Below are 17,132 nucleotides of genomic sequence, written 5' to 3' on the forward strand. Positions count from 1 at the left end.
CTTCCTTGCGCTAGACGCAAGGAAGGGGGCCTTCATGTACTTACGAAACCTCAGCGCGGGTCAGGAAACGTCGGCCGGCTTGGCCGCCCAGGTGTTGCACTCGAACATCCGGTTCTTCTGCGCGCCGTGCTGCCACCACGACACCGCGTGCGCGTCGGAACCGTGGTCGCGCGGGCCGCCGTCGCGGTCGCCGCGGTCCTGGGTCTGCCAGGCGTCGCGGTACATCGCCTGATCGACCGAGCCGCCGCGGCCCACCGTGGAACCCAGGAACGTCCCGGAAAGACACTGCGCCGAAAGCTCGTTGCGCCGCGACATCTCCAGTCCCGCCGCCGAATCAATGCCCGCTTCGTACCGGGCGGTCCAATAGGCCTCCGAAATACCGGATAGCGCTTGGATGTGGTGCGCGTACTCATGGGCGTAGACGGCCAGATAGACCCCCGGCCGGTTGCCGTACTGGGAGACCTGGAGGCCTTCGTACGGCATGTAAAGCGTCTCGTTCTGCGAGCAGTAGAACGCCGCCACGGAACCATTGCTGGCGTCGCCGCAAGGGCTCGACCAGTTCTTGCCGGAGGGGTACTTCACGGTCGGGACCCGGAACGGCAGCTTCGTGTAGTCCATGACCTGCCGCCAGACGCTGTCCAGACAGGGCCGCGCGCTCTCGAAGAAGGCCGCCGCCGCGTCCGGGTTGTTCGCCCAGCGCGCGAGGTTGCACGGCTGGTTCGGCAGACCGACCCGGGAATCGAGCCACAGCGGGTTGTCCGCCAGTTTGAGGTGCGGCCGCGGGCCGGACGGCGCGCGGCTGGCCGACGTCTCGCGGGTCGAGCCCGCCGAAGTCTCGCGTGTGGCGGTCGTCTCGCGCGAACGGGTGCTCGTGGTCGACGTGTCACTGGACGTGGTCGTCGTCGTGTAGTCCGAAGTGGAGGTCGTGGGATAGCTCGAGTACCCGACGTCCGCGACTTGGCGCGACCCGCCGCCGGCGATGGTGACCACCATGAGCAGCCCGCCCATCACCGCCATCAGTGCCACGATCGCGACCGCCGCGATCACCCCGCCGTTCGACTTCTTGGCTTGGTATCCCCCGTATGGCGTGAACGCGGGCTGCGCGAAACGCGGGCCGTACGGAAGCTGCGGCGGGCCGACGGCGCCGGGCCGGAACGGGACCGGCGCGCCGATCCGCGGCGGCGGCAGCGGAGCCGCGCCCGGCGGGGGCAGCGGCAGGCCACCACTGGGCGGACCAGGCCGGAAGGGCGGCGGCTGCGAAACCGGCGGCCGGGGACGACCGGGCGGGACGGGGCCCGGCCGGTTCGGCGGGGGCATCGGCGGGCCGCCGCGCGGTGGCAGCGGACGAGCTCCCGGCGGCGGAAGCGGACGGCGACCTTGCGGTGGTCGTGGCGGCGGAGTCGGCCGGCGCCGCGGATCAGGCGGGCCGGGCGGCTGCTGGTTCATCGAGTGGATCCCCCATGCGTTCGGCAACGCCGTTCGCCCAGGTGGCGGATTCGGCGTTTCGGCGGTCAGCATAGATCGGCTGCCCTAGAGTGTGTGGCTGTGTTGACGAAATGGGGGACGGCGGTCGTGGCCGTCGCGGCGAGCTCGGCCTTGATGGCCCCGCCGTCGGATACGAACGTTCCGGAGGCGCCCGCGGCGGGCCCTTCGCTGACGAACGCGCCGCAGCTGCCGAAGCCGCCGCCGATCGGTGCGCGCGGTCAACTCGGGCTCCTCCAGCCGCCGTCCGGCGCGGCCGCGAACGTCGCGGTGAAGGTGGAACGCGACGGTTCGCTGTCGATCACCGAGCAGGTGACCGTCCCGGGTGGACAGCACCTCGTGCGCCGGATTCCCTTGAAGGTTCCCGCAGGCGAAGATCAGGACCGCGTGTACGTCGTCCGTGACGTCTCGGTCGAGGGCGCGGGCAAGGCGGAGCCGAACGGCGAACAGCTGGTCGCCACCTTCGACGGCGGCGCGTCCACCCTCAAGTACAAAGTGGACGGAGCGGTCGCGGACGTCGCCGGCGCGCAGCAGGTCCGCTGGCAGGTCGCGAGCGGCTGGGACGGCGAGCTGTCCCGGGTGTCCGCTTCGTTCAGCGCGCCGACGCGCGAAACGCCCACAGTGGACTGTTTCGCCGGGCCGCTCGGTTCGGACAGGCAGTGTTCGCTCGCGGAGACCGACCACAGCGGCGTCGTCCGCGTCGAGCAGGACAAACTCCCGGCGGGTGAACGGGTCGACATCGCCGTCCAGCTCCCGGCAGGCACGGTGCCCGCGAACGCGCGCTTCGAGCAGATCGCCACGGTCGGCGGCGCGTTCGCCCTCACCACCCTCGCCGGCCTCGGTTTCGGTGCGCTGGCACTGATCCTGGTGCTCGGCGCGCTCGCCATCTGGCTGCTGCGCCGTCGCGACAAGGCCGCGCTCACCGCGGGCACCGGTCCGGTCGACGTCCTCATGCGCGACGGCGACCGGGTCTCGTTCGCCTCGCCCGACGGTGTCCTGCCGGGACAGGTCGGCACGGTCGTCGACGAGACGGTCGACGTCGTGGACGTCAGCGGCACGGTGGTCGACCTCGCCGTCCGCAACTACCTGTGGATCGCCGAGGTCCGCGGCGCGGGCACGGTCGACTGGCGGATCGCGCGCCGCAACGCGCCGGACGAGCACCTCGCGGCCTTCGAACGCGAGATCTACACCGCGATCCTGCCCGAGGGCACCGATTCCGTGCTGCTGTCGGAACTCCGGGGCCGCGGCACCGTCGATCTCCGTGTCGCGGGCGAGGCGATGTACGCCGACGTGGTGCGCAAGGGCTGGTTCTCGCGCCGTCCGGACAAGGGCAAGGGCAAGCTCACGTGGGCGGGGCTCGGCCTGATCGCGCTCGGCCTCGTGGGCATCGCCGTCCTGACGTTCACCGTCGGGCACGCGCTGCTCGGCGTCGCGGCCGTGCTCGCCGGCGTGGCCGCGCTGCTGGGCGCTTCGTGGGTGCCGCCGCGGACCTCGCGCGGCAGGCGACTGGTCGGCCAGGTGCGCGGGCTGCTCGAGTACCTGCACACCGTCAAGGTCGCCGACATCCCGGTGGCGGACCGGGAAATGGTGTTCTCGCGATCGCTGCCATACGCCATCGTGCTCGGTGACGCCGAGCGCTGGCTCCGGACGTTCGAAGGGCTCGACCCGTCGGCGGACGGCTCGGCCGGGCTGTACTGGTTCGGCGGCCTCGAAGGCGACCGGGACCTGCGCCGGTTCGCCGCGCACCTGCCGTCGTTCCTGTCCGCTTTGGACGGTCTGCTCGCCGAATCCGGGCACCTGCGCTCGCTCCGTCCCGAACCGGTCCCCGCCTGACGTGAAGATCTGCTTGCTGGTCGGTCTCCTGCTGGTGCTGGGCGCGGCACCGGCGGGAGCGCAAAGCGAACCGCAGCTGCCCTCGCTGCCGAACAGCGCGGAGATCTCGCTCAAGGTGGAACGCGACGGCGCGCTCTCGGTCGTCGAGGCGGTGTCCGTGCCGAGCGAGGCGACGATGACCCGCCGGATCCCGCTCCGCACCGCGGCCCCGAACGACCGTGACCGGATCATCGGCATCCGCGACGTCGTCATCGAGGGCGCGGGAAACGCCGAGCTGACCGACGACGAGTTCACCGTCAAGCTCAAGGGCGGCACCTCGATCGTCAGGTACACAGTGGACGGTGCGGTCTCCGAAGCCGACGGCCTGACCAAGGTGAGCTGGCAGCTCGCGGGTGGCTGGGACACCCGGCTCGAGCTCGTGCGGGCGAGCTTCGCCGCGCCGTCCGTCCCGAACGCCGTCATCTGTCACGCCGGACCCGAGGGGTCTCGCGTGCGCTGCGGTACCGCCCAGATCGCGCATTCCGGGCTGACCAGGTTCAGCCAGCAGAACCTCGCGGCCGGGCAGCGGATGGAGATCTCGGTGGAGCTGCCCGGCGGGACCGTCCCGGCGAACGCGCGCCTGGAGCCGTCGAAGACCTTCGCCGGGGCGTTCGTGCTCACCGCTCCGGTCGGCTGGGCCTGGTTCGGCTTCGCGCTCGCGCTGGTCGCGGCCGCGGTGGCGCTGGTCCTGCTGCGGAGGCGGGACGAACACCCTGGAGACGCGCTCCCAGTCCGCTTGCTCGCCGGGAAGGCGTTCACCTCACCCGACGGAGTGCTGCCCGGCCAGGTCGGAACCGTCCTCACAGGTCGCGCCGACGCCGTCGACCTCGCCGCGACGGTCGTCGACCTCGCCGTCCGGAACTACCTCTGGGTGAGCGAGGAGCCAGGCGAGCTGACCGGCTGGCGGCTCGTCCGCCGCAACCCGCCGGACGACCAGCTGACCGCCTGCGAACGCGCTGTCTTCGACGCGCTGCTGCCCGGCGAACGCGAGTCCGTGCTGCTGTCGGAGATCCAGTCGGCGCGGATCGGGATCGAAACGGTGCGCGAGGCGCTGGACGACAGCGTCGTCGAGCGCCGCTGGTACTCGCGGCTGCCCGGCAGGCTGCCCCGGGCCGGCCTGCGGATCTGCTGCTACGGCCTGTTCCTCACCGTCCTGCTGGCCTTGACCGTCGGCTACGCCCAGCTCGGCCTGATCGTCATCGCCGCGGGCGCGGTACTCGCCGTCGCCGCCCGGTGGCTGCCGGTGCGCACCGGCGCCGGTGTCGTGCTGCACCGGCGGCTGCTCGGCGTCCGTGACGCGCTGCTGGCGACCAAGCCGGCGGCCGTCCCGAAGCTCGAACGCGAGGTGCTGCTTTCCCGGGCGCTGCCGTACGCGCTCGCTCTCGGCGAACAGGAAACCTGGGTCGCCGGATTCGCCGGGCTCAAGGGTCCGCCCAAGATCTACTGGTACGGCAAGGAAGACGGCGGCGAGGTCGCGATCGAGCGGGTGAGCGACTTCACGGCCGCGCTAGTGGGAACCTTCGCCGCGACCCGCCAGGGCCGTCGCCTGGAGGCCTGAGTAGCCCGTAGGGTGGTGCGCATGGCCGATCCCGAGCTTGTCCGATTCACCCTCGACAACGGTCTGCGCGTGGTGCTCGCGCCCGACGCGACCGCTCCGGTGGTGGGTGTCAGCGTCCACTACGACGTGGGCTTCCGTTCCGAGCCCGAAGGGCGCACCGGTTTCGCGCACCTCTTCGAGCATTTGATGTTCCAGGGGAGCGAGAGCCTGGAGAAGCTCGCGCACTTCCGGTACGTCCAGTCGAGTGGTGGCAGCTTCAACGGCTCCACCCATCCGGACTACACGGACTACTTCGAGGTCCTCCCCGCCGCGGCTCTCGAGCGCGCCCTGTTCCTCGAAGCGGACAGGATGCGGGCGCCGAAGCTGACGCAGGAGAACCTGGCCAACCAGATCGACGTGGTCAAGGAGGAGATCCGCCTCAACGTGCTGAACCGGCCGTACGGCGGGTTCCCGTGGATCCTGCTCCCGCCGGTGCTCTACTCCACGTTCCCCAACGCGCACAACGGTTACGGCGGTTTCGAGGATCTCGAACAGGCCACCCTCGACGACTGCGCGGCCTTCTTCGACACCTACTACTCGCCCGCGAACGCGGTGCTGACCGTCGCCGGTGACTTCACCGTCGAGGAGGCCCGCGAGCTGATCGAGAAGCACTTCGGCGACGTGCCGCACCGGCCCGCGCCGCAGCGTCCGTCGTTCGCCGAGCCCGCGCCCGAGGGCGAGCTGCGCGGCGAGCACGTGGACCCGCACGCCCCGCTGCCCGCGGTCGGCGTCGGCTACCGCATGCCGGATCCGATCAACGACCTCGACGGCTACCTGGCGAACCTCGTGCTCGCCGGCGTGCTGACCGACGGCGACGGCTCCCGCCTGCAGCAGCGCCTGGTGCACCGGGAGCCGCTGGTCGTCGACATCGGCGCGGGCGCCGGGCTGTTCGGGCCGTTCGAGGCCCGCGACCCGGACACGTTCACCATCACCGCGATCCACCCGCACGAGGTCGGCACCGACCAGGTCCTCGCCGCGCTGGACGAGGAACTGGAGAAGCTGGCGGCCACGCCGCCGGAAGACCAGGAGATCAAGAAGGTCACCGCGCGCTGGGCCGCGAGCCTGCACTCCGAGCACGACAAGCTGGTGTCCCGCACGCTGGCCCTCGGCTCGTTCGAGCTGCTCTACGGCGACGCTTCGCTGGTGTACCGGCTCGCCGAGAAGATCTCGGCGATCACCGGGGAGGCCGTTTCGGCGGCGGCGAAGGCGCTGCGGCCGGATTCGCGCGCCGTGCTCGTCGTCCGCCCCGGTAGTGGATCTTCAGACCAGGAAGGTACCGAGCAGTGAGCGCACCGCACCGCACCGCCGAGGAGATCGGCCGCACGGCCGCCGGGCCGCGTCCGGTCCCTTCGCTGGGGACACAGCGCGCCGCCGCCGATCTGTCCCATGTGGACACCACGCTGAGCAACGGGCTGCGGGTGCTCGCCGTCCGCAAGCCCACCGTGCCGCTGGTCGAGCTGCGTGTATGGATCCCGTTCGCCGGTGAAGACAAGCTGCACCCGGCGACCGCCGAGGTACTGGCCGAAACCCTGCTGACCGGCACCGCCCGCCGCGACCGCATCGAGATCGACGCGGACCTCGCGCTGATCGGCGGCGACCTCGCCTCCGGTGTCGACCCGGAGCGCCTGATCATCACCGGTACCTCGCTGGCCGACGGCCTGCCGACGATGCTCGACGTCCTCGCCGACTCGCTCACCGGCGCGTCGTACGCGGACGCCGAGGTCGAGCGGGAACGCGAGCGGCTCATCGAGCGGATCGCCGTCTCCCGCACCCAGCCGAGGACTATCGCCCGCGAGGCGCTGCAGAAGCACCGCTACGGCGACCACCCGGCCGTGCGCGAGGTCCCGCAGGCCGAAGACGTGGCGGTCGTGACGCCGGAACAGGTTCGCGCGCTGCACCGGGCTTCGGTGCTGCCGCGGGGATCCGTGCTGGTGATCGTCGGCGACATCGACCCGGATACCGTCATCGGCGACCTGGAGAAGGCGTTCGGCGGCTGGGCTTCGGACCGCTCCGCCGTCCGCCTGCCCGTGCTGCCCGACCTCGTCGGCGGCAACGTCCTGCTGGTGCCGCGGGCCGGTGCCGTGCAGTCGCAGATCCGGCTGTCCGCGCAGACCGTGTCGCGCACGGACCCGCGGTATCCGGCGCTGCAGCTGGCGAACCTCGTGTACGGCGGGTACTTCTCGTCGCGGCTGGTCGAGAACATCCGCGAGGACAAGGGTTACACCTACAGCGCGCACTCCGGTTTCGAGTTCACCGACCAGACCGCCGTGGTGAACGTCGACGCGGACACCGCGACCGACGCGACCGCCGCCGCGCTCCTGGAGACGCGGTACGAGCTGGCCAGGCTCGGCCTCGTGCCGCCGACCGCCGACGAGGTCGAGTCGGTGCGCCAGTACGCGATCGGTTCGCTGGTCACGGCGGCGTCGTCGCAGGGTGGCCTTGCCGCGCAGCTGTCCGCGCTCGCCGCGACGGGGCTGGGCGTCGAATGGCTGGCCGGACACCCGGAGCGCCTCGCCGCGGTCACCGCCGAAGACGTGGCGAACGCGGCGCTGGAGTTCTTCGCGCCCAAGCGGTTCACCGGGGTCGTCGTCGGCGACGCCGAGGTCCTCGCGCCGAAGCTGACGGCGCTGGGCGACGTGACCGTCGGGGAGCCCTCCTGATGGAGACGCCGTTCGGGTTGGGGGCGCTCCCGACGCTTTCGCGCTCCACGGCGGACCGTCAGGAATCCTTGCGCACCAACCCGGACAGGCTCGCCGAGCGCTGGCCGAACGCCCGGATCGTGCTGCTCGACGAGCACGCGCGCACCCCGGTGGTGGAGGGTTCCGGCACGCTCGCGACCCGCAAATCGCAGGACTTCGGCACCGAGCCGCCCGCCGACGCGGTCTTCCTGGGGGAGTGGCAGGGCACCGACTACTGGTCGATGCCCGGCCGCCCCGCCGGGGAGACCGAGACCGTCGAAATGGCGGGCAGCTGGGGCGTCATCGAACAGGTCCAGCGCCGCGACGGCGAGATCTGGGTCGACCTGCGCGGCTACGGCGACCTGCTCGACGACACGTCGGCCGGGCTGTTCACCACCGCGCAGGCGCTGCAGGCCTGGCGGCGGCAGGCGAAGTTCTGCACGCGCTGCGGCAGCCCGACCGAGCTGATCCAGCTGGGCTGGGCGAGCAAGTGCACCGGCTGCGGCCGGGAAGAGTACCCGCGCACCGACCCAGCGGTGATCTGTCTCGTGCACGACGACGCCGGCGTCAACGGTGAGCACGTCCTGCTGGCGCGGCAGCCGATCTGGCCGCCGGACCGGTATTCGATCCTCGCCGGTTTCGTCGAGGCGGGGGAGTCGCTCGAAGGCTGTGTCGAGCGGGAGATCCGCGAAGAGGTCGGTGTCGAGGTGCGCGATGTGCGTTATCTCGGCAGCCAGCCGTGGCCGTTCCCGCGGTCGATCATGCTCGGCTTCACCGCGCGGGCCGACATCTCGTCGACGATCGTGCCCGCGGAGGGCGAGATCGAAGAGGCGTTCTGGGTTTCGCGCGAGGAGGTGCGGGCCGCTTTCGCGAACAGCCAGCTGCGGAACGCGGGCGCCGTGCCGACGCCGATCGCCGGCGGCACCCGGCAGCTCGTGCTGCCGGGGAACTCGTCGATCGCGCGCGTGATGCTGGCGGCCTGGGCGGGCGTCTGATCCCGGCGCGTAACTCACGTGCTTGAACGCGTAACTCGCGTGATTGGACGCGTAACTCACTGATTGGACGAGTTACGTCTCCAAGCACGCGAGTTACGCCTTCGATCACGCGAGTTACGCGTTTGATCACGCGGTGATCCCGGCGTCCGCTAATCTCCGGCCGTCCGGTTTTCAGGATCGTCGAGTCAGGACACTGGGGAAAACATGAAGAACACCTTGCGGCGGTTCGCCGTCGCCGGAGCCGCTGTCGCGGCCTTCGTTTCGTTCAGCGCCGTGACCGCGGGAGCGGCGCAGGCCTCGGACTACGAGTACTTCAAAACGTATCCGAACCAAGAGGAGTGCGGGATCAGCGGTCACCACGGCCAGATCGCCGGGGACTGGGATGGGTGGATGTGCTATCCCTCCAACGTGATCCCCTGGGCGTACGACCTGTACGTGCAGCCCAACTTCTGATCCACCACCGCGTCGCCGAAGGGCCGCTCGGGAGGCCTCGAACCTCCTGAGCGGCCCTTCGACGCGGCTGTGCGTAAAGGGGCTTCACGCACTCGACCGGGTCGTCACGCGACCGCGATCGCGTTGTTGACGGCGGTGACGGTCCCGGCGGGATCGTCGACCGTGAGCACGAGCCGGTTGAAGTCCTCGGCCTCGTCGAGGGTGATGACGACCGTGCGGTCGAAGCCGGAGACGTTCCAGAACTGCCGGTCGCCGTCGGCGTGAAAGGTGCCGCAGAGCTTCCCTGGCAGGTGGAGACCCGGCCCGCGCCAGCCCTTCGGCTCGTCACGCATCCCCGGATCGTGCGTCGCGCCGCGCACGTGGGCAAGCGGGAATTCGAGCCGCCGGGTGAATGACCAGATCTTGTCGATCCCCACCGGTTCGACCACCAGGCGGTCTCCGGTGATGGTGACGCGGTTGTTGCTCATGTCGTTCCTCCGTTGTCGATGTCCGGCAATCCGGCGCGGGCCAGCAGCCGTCTTCCCAGCTCGTCCGGGGTCGTCCCGCCGTCCTCGATGACGGCCCGGACCCGCGCGCGCAACCGCTCGTCCTCGGGTGCGATTTCGAGCAGAGCGACCAGCAGGACGTCGAGCCGTCCGGCGCTGTCGTGCCGGTCGGCGGCGACGTGCTCCAGCACCCGGACGAACAGGCCGTGCTTGCTGCCGAACGCGCCGTACAGGCTCCCCCGGTGGACGCCGGTCGCCTCGACGAGGTGATCGACCGAGGTCGCGTGGTATCCCCGCTGCCGGAAGACCGCCGCCGCGGCTTCGATCGCTGTCTTCTCGTCGAACTGGCGTGGTCGGGCCATGGGTTTGAGAATAGTCATTCAAGAATGACCGGTCAAGAACTCCAGTGGCCGTCTCGCGTGCTTGGGTGGACGACACGCGTGACCAGACGGACGACACGCGTGCTTGGGCGGACGACACGCGTGACTGAATGGACGACACGCGGCTGATGTTCGAGTCGTCCCTCCAGTCACGCGTGTCGTCCGTCGGATCACGCGTGTCGTCCAATCGGCCCCCAGGTGCTCGCCAGTGGCCACCCTCCGCACCGGTACCCATACCCACTGTGCGGAACACGGCAAGCGTTACCTCCCCGTTTCCCGACCCCGTTGACGGCTGTGGCTCGGCTCACTACAGTCCCCGGAAACCGTCTGTAAAGTTTCCTAACGAAGTCGGGAGCGAACCCAAGTGCGAGCCGGCAGTCCGCGAATGCTGCGCGAGATAAACGATCGCGCGGCCATCGAGGTCCTCCTCAGGGACGGCCCTCTGACGCGCTCCGAGCTCGAAGTCGCCATCGGCCTGTCGAAGCCCGCGACGGCGCAGCTGCTCACCCGTCTCGAGCAGGACGACGTCGTCACCAAGGCGGGCGTCCGCGGCGGGGGCCGCGGCCCGAGGGCCCAGCTCTGGCAGGTCAACGGCGGCGTCGCCTACGTCGCGGCCGTGGACCTGACGCCGCAGCAGGCCGACTTCGTGGTCGCCGACGTCACGGGCGCGGTGCTCGCCGAGTACCAGGTCCCGCTGCCGGTCCACGAGGGCGCGGACGTCGTCGGCACGTTCGGCGCGGCGCTCACCAGCGTCGCGAACAGTGCCGGGCTCGCCGCCACCGATCTCCGCCACGTCGTCATCGGCGCGCAGGGTGCCTTCGATCCCCGCACCGGTTTGCTCTCCTCGGCGCCCCACATCCCCGGCTGGCTCGGTTTCGACGTGCCGCGCAGGCTCAGCCGGGAGCTCGGCGTCGAGGTCACCATCGAGAACGACGTCAACCTCGTCGCGATCGTCGAAATGACGGTCGGCCAGGCCGTCGGGCTCGACGACTTCGTGATGATCTGGCTCAGCGACGGCGTCGGCGGCGCGGTGGTGGTCGGCCGCAGGCTGCTGCGCGGCGCGACCGGCGGTGGCGGCGAGATCGACTGGATGCGCGTGCCCGATCCGGTTTCCGTTGCCACGCCCAAGGAAAAGCCGCGCGCGGGAGATCGTTTCGGTGATCTCGTCGCCTCCCCGGCCGTCGTCGAGCTGGCCGCCGCGCACGGCATCGAGGCCGAAACCGGCGCGGACGCCGTGGTCAAGGCGCGCGAAAGCCACAACGAAGCCTTCCTCGACGACCTCGCCCGCCGTGTCGCGGGCGGCGCGGCCGGACTGATCGCGGTCGTCGACCCCGAACTCGTGCTCCTTTCCGGCGACACCAGCCGGGCAGGCGGCGACGAATTCGCCGCACTGGTCGCGAAAAGGCTGCACGAACTGGTCCTGCCCCGCACCCCCGTCGGGGTCGCTTCGGTGCAGGGCAACGCGGTCCGCGCGGGCGCGCTCCAATCGGCGCTCGCCACGGTCCGCCGGGACGTCTTCGGCGTCAACACCCCTTCGCTCCTCGGGCCCGGGCGGTCCGGGGCGGGAGAGCCAAATCCGATCGTGGCGATCCCGGATTCACGAACAGAACCACCGTCTCCCGCCCCAACCAACTAGGAGGAGGGTCATGAGTTCCACGACCCAGGTTCGGAGAAGTGGCCGCCGTTGGCGCGGCTCGATAGTGCTCGGCGCGGTCACCGTCGCCGCACTGGTGTCCGCTTGTTCGGGCGCCGCAAGCGGCCCGAACGGTGGGGCGGGCGACGCGGCGGCCGCCCCCGCCGCGGACGCGAAGCTCACGCTGACCGTCTACAGCAAGTTCACCGACCGCGAGTACAACGTGGTCACCGCCGGGCTCAACAAGCTCAAGGCGAAGTTCCCGAACATCGAGATCAAGCACGAGGGCCAGCAGGACGACGACAAGATCACCCAGTCCATCCGCGGTGGCAACCCGCCGGACGTGGCGATCTCGTTCTTCACCGACAACCTCGGCGCGTGGTGCTCGACGGGCAGCTTCCAGGATCTCAAGCCCTACATCGACCGCGACAAGATCGACCTGACGCAGATCCCCGACGCCGTGCGCAGCTACACCGAGTTCCAGGGCAAGCGCTGCGCCATGCCGTTGCTCGCCGACGTCTACGGCTTCTACTACAACAAGGACATGTTCGCGGCGAAGGGCGTCACGTCGCCGCCGAAGACGACCTCGGAACTGTTCGAGGCCACCAAGAAGCTGACCGAGTTCAACGCGGACGGCTCCATCAAGGTCGCCGGTTTCCTGCCGTCGATGCCGTTCTACGCCAACATGGCGCAGTACTGGGCCCCGAACTTCGGCGCCAGCTACCTCGGCCCCGACGGTCAGTCGCACCTCGCCGACAGCCCCGAGTGGAAGGCGATGTTCGACTTCCAGAAGCAGCTGGTGGACTTCTACGGCGGCCACGCCAAGGTCGAGCAGTTCAAGGCCGGTCTCGGCGAGGAGTACTCGGCGGACCACGGTTTCCAGCGCGGCAAGCTCGCGATGATGATCGACGGCGAGTACCGCACCGCGTTCATCAAGGACCAGGCGCCGGAGCTCAAGTTCGGCACCGCGGCCCCGCCGGTGCTCGACAGCAAGCCCGACCGCTACGGCGGCGCGTTCACCACGGGCACGATCATCGCGATCCCCAAGGGCGCCAAGAACCCCGGCGCGGCTTGGGAACTGATCAAGCAGGTCACCCTCGACACGGCGACGCTGGTCGAGCTGTCGAACGGCCTGAAGAACGTCCCGAGCACCAAGGCCGCGCTGACCGACCCGAAGCTCGAGGTCACGCCGGAGTTCAAGACGTTCCTCGACCTGTACAACGGCGGCAAGCTGACGCCGAACCCGTCGACCCCGATCGGCGACGCGCACCTCAAGGCGGTCAACGACTTCGCCGAGAAGTGGCAGGCGGGCAACGTCCCCGACATGGTCGCGGGTCTGAAGCAGGTCGACGCTCAGATCAACGACGAGCTGGCCCAGAAACGCGCCGGCGGCTGATCGCATGACTTCGACCCTGGATTCCAGGGCGGTCGCCTCCCCTTCCGCGTCCACCCGGACGCGGAAGGGGAACGCGGCGCGCCGCCGTCGCACCGTCTTCTACTTCATCGCCCCGGCGATGCTGGGTTTCCTGATCTTCTTCGGGTACCCGCTGATCGCCACGGTGTACTACTCGTTCACCCGGTACGACCTGATCAACGCGCCGGAGTTCATCGGCTTCGACAACTACGTCCGGATGTTCACCAGCGAGCCGCTGGTCGGCACCGCCGCGTACAACACGTTGTGGCTGGTGATCGTCCTGACCGTGTGCCGGGTGGTGTTCGCGCTCGGCGTTGCCTCCGTCATCTCCCGGCTGAAGTCGGGCGTCGGCCTGGTCCGGACGCTGTGCTACCTGCCTTCGCTGGCCCCGCCCGCCGCGGCGACCCTGGCCTTCGTGTTCCTGTTCAACCCGGAATACGGCCCGGTGAACGCGTTCCTGGACTTCGTCGGCATCGACGGCGGACTGTGGTTCAACGACCCGGCGATGTCGAAGCCGGCACTGACCCTGCTGGTGATGTGGGGTTCGGGCGAGCTGATGATCATCATCCTGGCGGCGCTGCTCGACGTGCCGCAGGAGCAGTACGAGGCCGCGGAACTCGACGGCGCCGGGCCGGTCCGCCGGTTCTGGCACGTCACGCTGCCGTCGATCTCGCCGGTGCTGCTGTTCGGCATCGTCAACTCGATCATCTTCGCGTTGCAGTTCTTCACGCAGGCGATCGTCGCGGGATCGGCCGCGGCGGGCGCGGCGGACGTCGCGGGCAACACAAAGTTCATCGGCGCGCCACAGAACTCGACGCTGACCTATCCGGTTTGGCTGTACGTCCAGGGTTTCCGGTACTTCAACATGGGTTACGCGGCGGCTATGGCGGTCCTGCTGTTCGTCGTCTCGGCCGGGTTCACGTGGATTCTGGTCCGGCAGCTTCGTAAGTCCCAGCACCAGGAGGAAGGCGGATGACGACACTCGCTGAGCGGCAGCCCGCCGCCCCCGCTTCCGAACCGCCGAAGGTGCGGATGCGGCGCCAATGGGACAAGAAGCTCTACTGGATCGCGACGCACAGCGTGGGCATCGCGATGGGCGTGATCTTCATGCTGCCCATCCTGTTCGTGTTCCTCACCGCGGTGATGTCCAGCGACCAGGCGCTTTCGTCGAACTTCTGGCCGAAGGAATGGCATTTCGAGAACTTCATCGAGGTGTTCGAAAAGGCGCCGCTGCTGCGGTACTTCGGCAACAGCATGCTGTATTCGACACTGGCCACCGTCGGGGCGCTGGTCTCGGCGATCCCGGCCGCGTACGCCCTTTCGAAGCTGAAGTTCCGCGGGCAGAACCTGTTCTTCATGCTGACCGTCGCCGCGATGATGCTGCCCCCGCAGGTCACCGTCGTGCCGTTGTACGACCTGTGGGTGCGGCTCGGGTTCACCGGGACGCTGATCCCGTTGATCGCGCCGTACTTCTTCTTCGACGCGTTCTCGATCTTCCTGTTGCGGCAGTTCTTCCTCACCATTCCGAAGGACTACCTCGAAGCGGCGAAGATCGACGGCTGCAACGAGTTCAAGGCGATGGTCAAGGTCCTGATCCCGATGGCGAAGCCGGGGATCGCGGCCACCGCGATGTTCTGCTTCCTGTTCACCTGGAACGACTACTTCGGTCCGCTGCTCTACACGGGCGAGACCCGCGACAGCTGGCCGCTCTCGCTGGCGATCGCGTCGTTCCGCGGCATGCACCACGTGGAATGGAACCTCACCATGGCGGCCACCGCGCTGATCATGCTGCCGGTGATCGTGTTGTTCGTGTTCGCGCAGAAGTCCTTCGTCAAGGGCATCACATTCACAGGGGTCAAGGGATGAAACTGGCAGTCGTCGGTGGTGGGTCCACCTACACGCCCGAGCTGATCGACGGGATCGCCGGACGGCGGTCCACTTTGGACGTCGACGAGATCGTGCTGATCGATCCGGACGCGTACCGGGTGGAGGCGGTCGGGGACTTCAGCAATCGATTGCTGAGCCACGCCGGGCATCCGGCGCGGGTCCGCACCACGTCGAGCCTCGAAGAGGGCGTCGACGGGGCGTCGGCGGTGCTGATCCAGCTGCGGGTCGGCGGGCAGCGCGCGCGGCGCGGGGACGAGACTTTCCCGCACGCCTGTGGTTGTGTCGGGCAGGAGACCACGGGCGCGGGCGGCCTCGCGAAGGCGCTGCGCACCGTTCCGGTGGTGCTCGACATCGCCGACCGGGTGCGGAAGATCGCCGGTGACGACACCTGGATCGTCAACTTCACCAACCCCGTCGGCATCGTCACCCGTGCGCTGCTGAACGAGGGCCACCGCGCCGTCGGGCTGTGCAACGTCGCGATCCACCTCCAGCGCACGTTCGCGCAGCTGCTCGGCGCCGGTGTCGACGACGTCAAACTCGTCCACACCGGACTGAATCACCTGAGCTGGGAACGGAAGGTGCTCGTCGACGGCGAGGACCGGCTGCCGGAGCTGCTGGCGGAGCACGCGGAATTCCTCGGTGAGCACGTCACCGCGCCGGTCGAATGGATGCGGCGGATGAACGTCGTGCCGTCGTACTACCTGAAGTACTACTACGGGCACGACGAGCAGGTCGCGAAGCAGCGCACCGAGCGGCCGCGCGCGGACGTCGTCAGCGACGTCGAGGAGGAACTGCTGAAGGTCTACCTCGACCCGGAGGTGGTGACCAAACCGGAGCAGCTGGAAAAGCGGGGCGGCGCCTACTATTCCGAGGCCGCGGTGCAGCTCGTGCACGCGCTCACCTCGGGTGGCCCGGCGGAGGAGCACGTCGTCAACGTGCGCAACGAAGGCACCTTCGACTTCCTGCCGGACGACGCCGTCATCGAGGTTCCGTCCCTTGTGGACGGTTCCGGGCCGCGCCCGATCCCGCAGCCGCCGGTGGAGCAGCGGTTCGCCGGGCTCATCGCCGGCGTGACCGCGTACGAGCATCTCGCGCTGGAGGCGGCGATCAAGGGCGGCCGCGACCGGGTGGCCGACGCGCTGCTCGCGCACCCGCTGGTCGGCCAGTACACCAAGGCCGATCAGCTCGCCGACTCGCTGGTGCGGATCAACCGCGAGTTCCTGCCGTGGGCGGGGGCATGACGGCCGGGTCAGCCGACGTCGTCGTCGCGATCGACGGCGGCAACAGCAAGACCGACGTCCTGATCGTCTCCCGGGACGGACGGGTGCTCGGACAGTCGCGAGGGCCGGGCGCGTCACCGCAGAACATCGGGGTCGACGGCAGCGTCCAGGCACTGGAGAAGCTGGTCCTGGAAGCCCTTCGCGGGGCAGGGCTTCCCGCCGACCGTCCTTTCGCGACACATACGTCGGCCTACCTCGCGGGGCTGGACTTCCCGCAGGAGGAAGCGATCCTGCACGCCGCGCTGGCCGCGCGCGGCTGGAGCGACACGCTGATCGTCGGCAACGACACGCTCGCGCTGCTGCGCGCGGGCAGTACCGACGGGACGGGCGTGGCGGTGGTGTGCGGCGCCGGGATCAACGGGGCCGGCGTCAGCGCCGACGGCCGTGAGCACCGGTTTCCCGCGCTGGGCAAGATCTCCGGCGACTGGGGCGGCGGCTACCGGCTCGGCGAGGAGGCGCTGTGGTGGGCCGTCCGCGCCGAGGACGGCCGTGGTCCCGGCACGGCTCTGCAAACCGCCGTCACCGCGCACTTCAAGACGTCTTCGGTGCTGGAAGTGGTGGAGCGCCTGCACTTCGGGGAGCTGCACTCCGATTCGATCCACGCCCTGTGCCCGCTGCTGTTCGCCGTCGCGGCGGGCGGCGACGAGGTGGCCCAGGACGTGGTCGACCGGTTCGTCGAAGAGGTCGCCCTGCTGGTGTCGGTCATCCTGCGACGGCTGGAGCTCACCGAGGAAGCGCCTGAGGTCATCCTCGGCGGGGGAGTGCTGACCGGGGTCGGCGCGCAGGTGATCGCGGAGATCGAGCGGCGGTGCCTGAAGGTGGCGCCGCAGGCCGCGATCCAGGTGGTCGACGTCGCCCCGGTGGTCGGCGCGGCGTTGTTCGCGCTGGACACCATCGGTGCTTCCGCCGCCGCGAAAGCCTCCCTCAAGGCCGCCACCAAACGGGTCTAGATCGCGCGTGAAGGCCCCCTTCCCTC

General features: G+C 69.6%; 15 protein-coding genes. 12 read left to right on the top strand and 3 right to left on the bottom strand.

The window, feature by feature from the left end:
* Positions 1 to 60: 60 nt before the first annotated feature.
* Complete coding sequence (locus tag ACZ1DY_RS06355) at positions 61 to 1,317, bottom strand: neutral zinc metallopeptidase (protein ID WP_465483848.1); 1,257 nt, start codon at positions 1,315 to 1,317, stop codon at positions 61 to 63.
* Between the two features lie 228 nt (positions 1,318 to 1,545).
* On the opposite strand from ACZ1DY_RS06355, the gene ACZ1DY_RS06360 reads away from it, so the two are divergent.
* The 6 genes from ACZ1DY_RS06360 (at position 1,546) to ACZ1DY_RS06385 (ending at position 9,077) form a co-directional block, all read left to right on the top strand.
* On the top strand, positions 1,546 to 3,315 hold the full coding sequence (locus ACZ1DY_RS06360; RefSeq protein ID WP_465485835.1) for a DUF2207 domain-containing protein: 1,770 nt from the start codon (positions 1,546 to 1,548) through the stop codon (positions 3,313 to 3,315).
* Position 3,316: 1 nt separating this feature from the next.
* On the top strand, positions 3,317 to 4,912 hold the full coding sequence (locus tag ACZ1DY_RS06365) for a DUF2207 family protein (RefSeq protein WP_465483849.1): 1,596 nt from the start codon (positions 3,317 to 3,319) through the stop codon (positions 4,910 to 4,912).
* Positions 4,913 to 4,933: 21 nt separating this feature from the next.
* Complete coding sequence (locus ACZ1DY_RS06370) at positions 4,934 to 6,238, top strand: M16 family metallopeptidase (protein ID WP_192746527.1); 1,305 nt, start codon at positions 4,934 to 4,936, stop codon at positions 6,236 to 6,238.
* Positions 6,235 to 7,611 carry a M16 family metallopeptidase gene (locus tag ACZ1DY_RS06375; protein WP_257488996.1) on the top strand — a complete coding sequence of 459 codons (1,377 nt, stop codon included), beginning with the start codon at positions 6,235 to 6,237 and terminating at the stop codon, positions 7,609 to 7,611. Before ACZ1DY_RS06370 ends, ACZ1DY_RS06375 begins: the two co-directional genes overlap by 4 nt.
* Complete coding sequence (gene nudC / locus ACZ1DY_RS06380; protein ID WP_465483850.1) at positions 7,611 to 8,624, top strand: NAD(+) diphosphatase; 1,014 nt, start codon at positions 7,611 to 7,613, stop codon at positions 8,622 to 8,624. The genes ACZ1DY_RS06375 and nudC overlap by 1 nt, the downstream gene beginning before the upstream one ends.
* A gap of 204 nt (positions 8,625 to 8,828) precedes the next feature.
* Positions 8,829 to 9,077, top strand: a complete 249-nt coding sequence (locus ACZ1DY_RS06385) for a hypothetical protein (protein ID WP_257488993.1) — start codon at positions 8,829 to 8,831, stop codon at positions 9,075 to 9,077.
* 104 nt (positions 9,078 to 9,181) lie between these two features.
* On the opposite strand, the gene ACZ1DY_RS06390 is transcribed toward ACZ1DY_RS06385, so the two are convergent.
* A complete protein-coding gene (locus ACZ1DY_RS06390; RefSeq protein WP_126736561.1) occupies positions 9,182 to 9,544 on the bottom strand; it encodes a hypothetical protein in 363 nt (120 codons plus the stop codon).
* The gene (locus tag ACZ1DY_RS06395) at positions 9,541 to 9,924 is read right to left on the bottom strand and encodes a TetR/AcrR family transcriptional regulator (RefSeq protein WP_465483851.1); all 384 of its coding nucleotides are present in this window, start codon (positions 9,922 to 9,924) and stop codon (positions 9,541 to 9,543) included. Before ACZ1DY_RS06395 ends, ACZ1DY_RS06390 begins: the two co-directional genes overlap by 4 nt.
* A 403-nt stretch (positions 9,925 to 10,327) precedes the next feature.
* Here ACZ1DY_RS06395 and ACZ1DY_RS06400 point away from each other — a divergent pair, with 403 nt between their 5' ends.
* Genes ACZ1DY_RS06400 through ACZ1DY_RS06425 form a run of 6 tightly spaced genes read left to right on the top strand, consistent with a single transcriptional unit; the run spans position 10,328 to position 17,106 of the window.
* Positions 10,328 to 11,578: an ROK family transcriptional regulator gene (locus ACZ1DY_RS06400; RefSeq protein WP_465483852.1), complete on the top strand. Its 1,251-nt coding sequence runs from the start codon at positions 10,328 to 10,330 to the stop codon at positions 11,576 to 11,578.
* Positions 11,579 to 11,588: 10 nt separating this feature from the next.
* Positions 11,589 to 12,971, top strand: a complete 1,383-nt coding sequence (locus ACZ1DY_RS06405; RefSeq protein ID WP_126736559.1) for an extracellular solute-binding protein — start codon at positions 11,589 to 11,591, stop codon at positions 12,969 to 12,971.
* Positions 12,972 to 12,975: 4 nt separating this feature from the next.
* Positions 12,976 to 13,965 carry a carbohydrate ABC transporter permease gene (locus ACZ1DY_RS06410; protein ID WP_192746522.1) on the top strand — a complete coding sequence of 330 codons (990 nt, stop codon included), beginning with the start codon at positions 12,976 to 12,978 and terminating at the stop codon, positions 13,963 to 13,965.
* Positions 13,962 to 14,855: a carbohydrate ABC transporter permease gene (locus tag ACZ1DY_RS06415; protein WP_465483853.1), complete on the top strand. Its 894-nt coding sequence runs from the start codon at positions 13,962 to 13,964 to the stop codon at positions 14,853 to 14,855. Before ACZ1DY_RS06410 ends, ACZ1DY_RS06415 begins: the two co-directional genes overlap by 4 nt.
* Positions 14,852 to 16,117 carry a 6-phospho-beta-glucosidase gene (locus ACZ1DY_RS06420; protein WP_465483854.1) on the top strand — a complete coding sequence of 422 codons (1,266 nt, stop codon included), beginning with the start codon at positions 14,852 to 14,854 and terminating at the stop codon, positions 16,115 to 16,117. The genes ACZ1DY_RS06415 and ACZ1DY_RS06420 overlap by 4 nt, the downstream gene beginning before the upstream one ends.
* Positions 16,102 to 17,106, top strand: a complete 1,005-nt coding sequence (locus ACZ1DY_RS06425; RefSeq protein ID WP_257488989.1) for an N-acetylglucosamine kinase — start codon at positions 16,102 to 16,104, stop codon at positions 17,104 to 17,106. Before ACZ1DY_RS06420 ends, ACZ1DY_RS06425 begins: the two co-directional genes overlap by 16 nt.
* The last annotated feature ends 26 nt before the right edge of the window (positions 17,107 to 17,132 follow it).

Source organism: Amycolatopsis sp. PSD-21, from assembly GCF_055561455.1.

Coding starts and splice junctions, on each gene's coding strand:
- ACZ1DY_RS06405 (WP_126736559.1), top strand. CDS start 11,589: ATGAGTTCCACGACCCAGGTTCGGAGAAGTGGCCGCCGTTGGCGCGGC.
- ACZ1DY_RS06390 (WP_126736561.1), bottom strand. CDS start 9,544: ATGAGCAACAACCGCGTCACCATCACCGGAGACCGCCTGGTGGTCGAA.
- ACZ1DY_RS06410 (WP_192746522.1), top strand. CDS start 12,976: ATGACTTCGACCCTGGATTCCAGGGCGGTCGCCTCCCCTTCCGCGTCC.
- ACZ1DY_RS06395 (WP_465483851.1), bottom strand. CDS start 9,924: ATGGCCCGACCACGCCAGTTCGACGAGAAGACAGCGATCGAAGCCGCG.
- ACZ1DY_RS06355 (WP_465483848.1), bottom strand. CDS start 1,317: ATGCCCCCGCCGAACCGGCCGGGCCCCGTCCCGCCCGGTCGTCCCCGG.
- nudC (WP_465483850.1), top strand. CDS start 7,611: ATGGAGACGCCGTTCGGGTTGGGGGCGCTCCCGACGCTTTCGCGCTCC.
- ACZ1DY_RS06415 (WP_465483853.1), top strand. CDS start 13,962: ATGACGACACTCGCTGAGCGGCAGCCCGCCGCCCCCGCTTCCGAACCG.
- ACZ1DY_RS06400 (WP_465483852.1), top strand. CDS start 10,328: ATGCTGCGCGAGATAAACGATCGCGCGGCCATCGAGGTCCTCCTCAGG.
- ACZ1DY_RS06370 (WP_192746527.1), top strand. CDS start 4,934: ATGGCCGATCCCGAGCTTGTCCGATTCACCCTCGACAACGGTCTGCGC.
- ACZ1DY_RS06420 (WP_465483854.1), top strand. CDS start 14,852: ATGAAACTGGCAGTCGTCGGTGGTGGGTCCACCTACACGCCCGAGCTG.
- ACZ1DY_RS06385 (WP_257488993.1), top strand. CDS start 8,829: ATGAAGAACACCTTGCGGCGGTTCGCCGTCGCCGGAGCCGCTGTCGCG.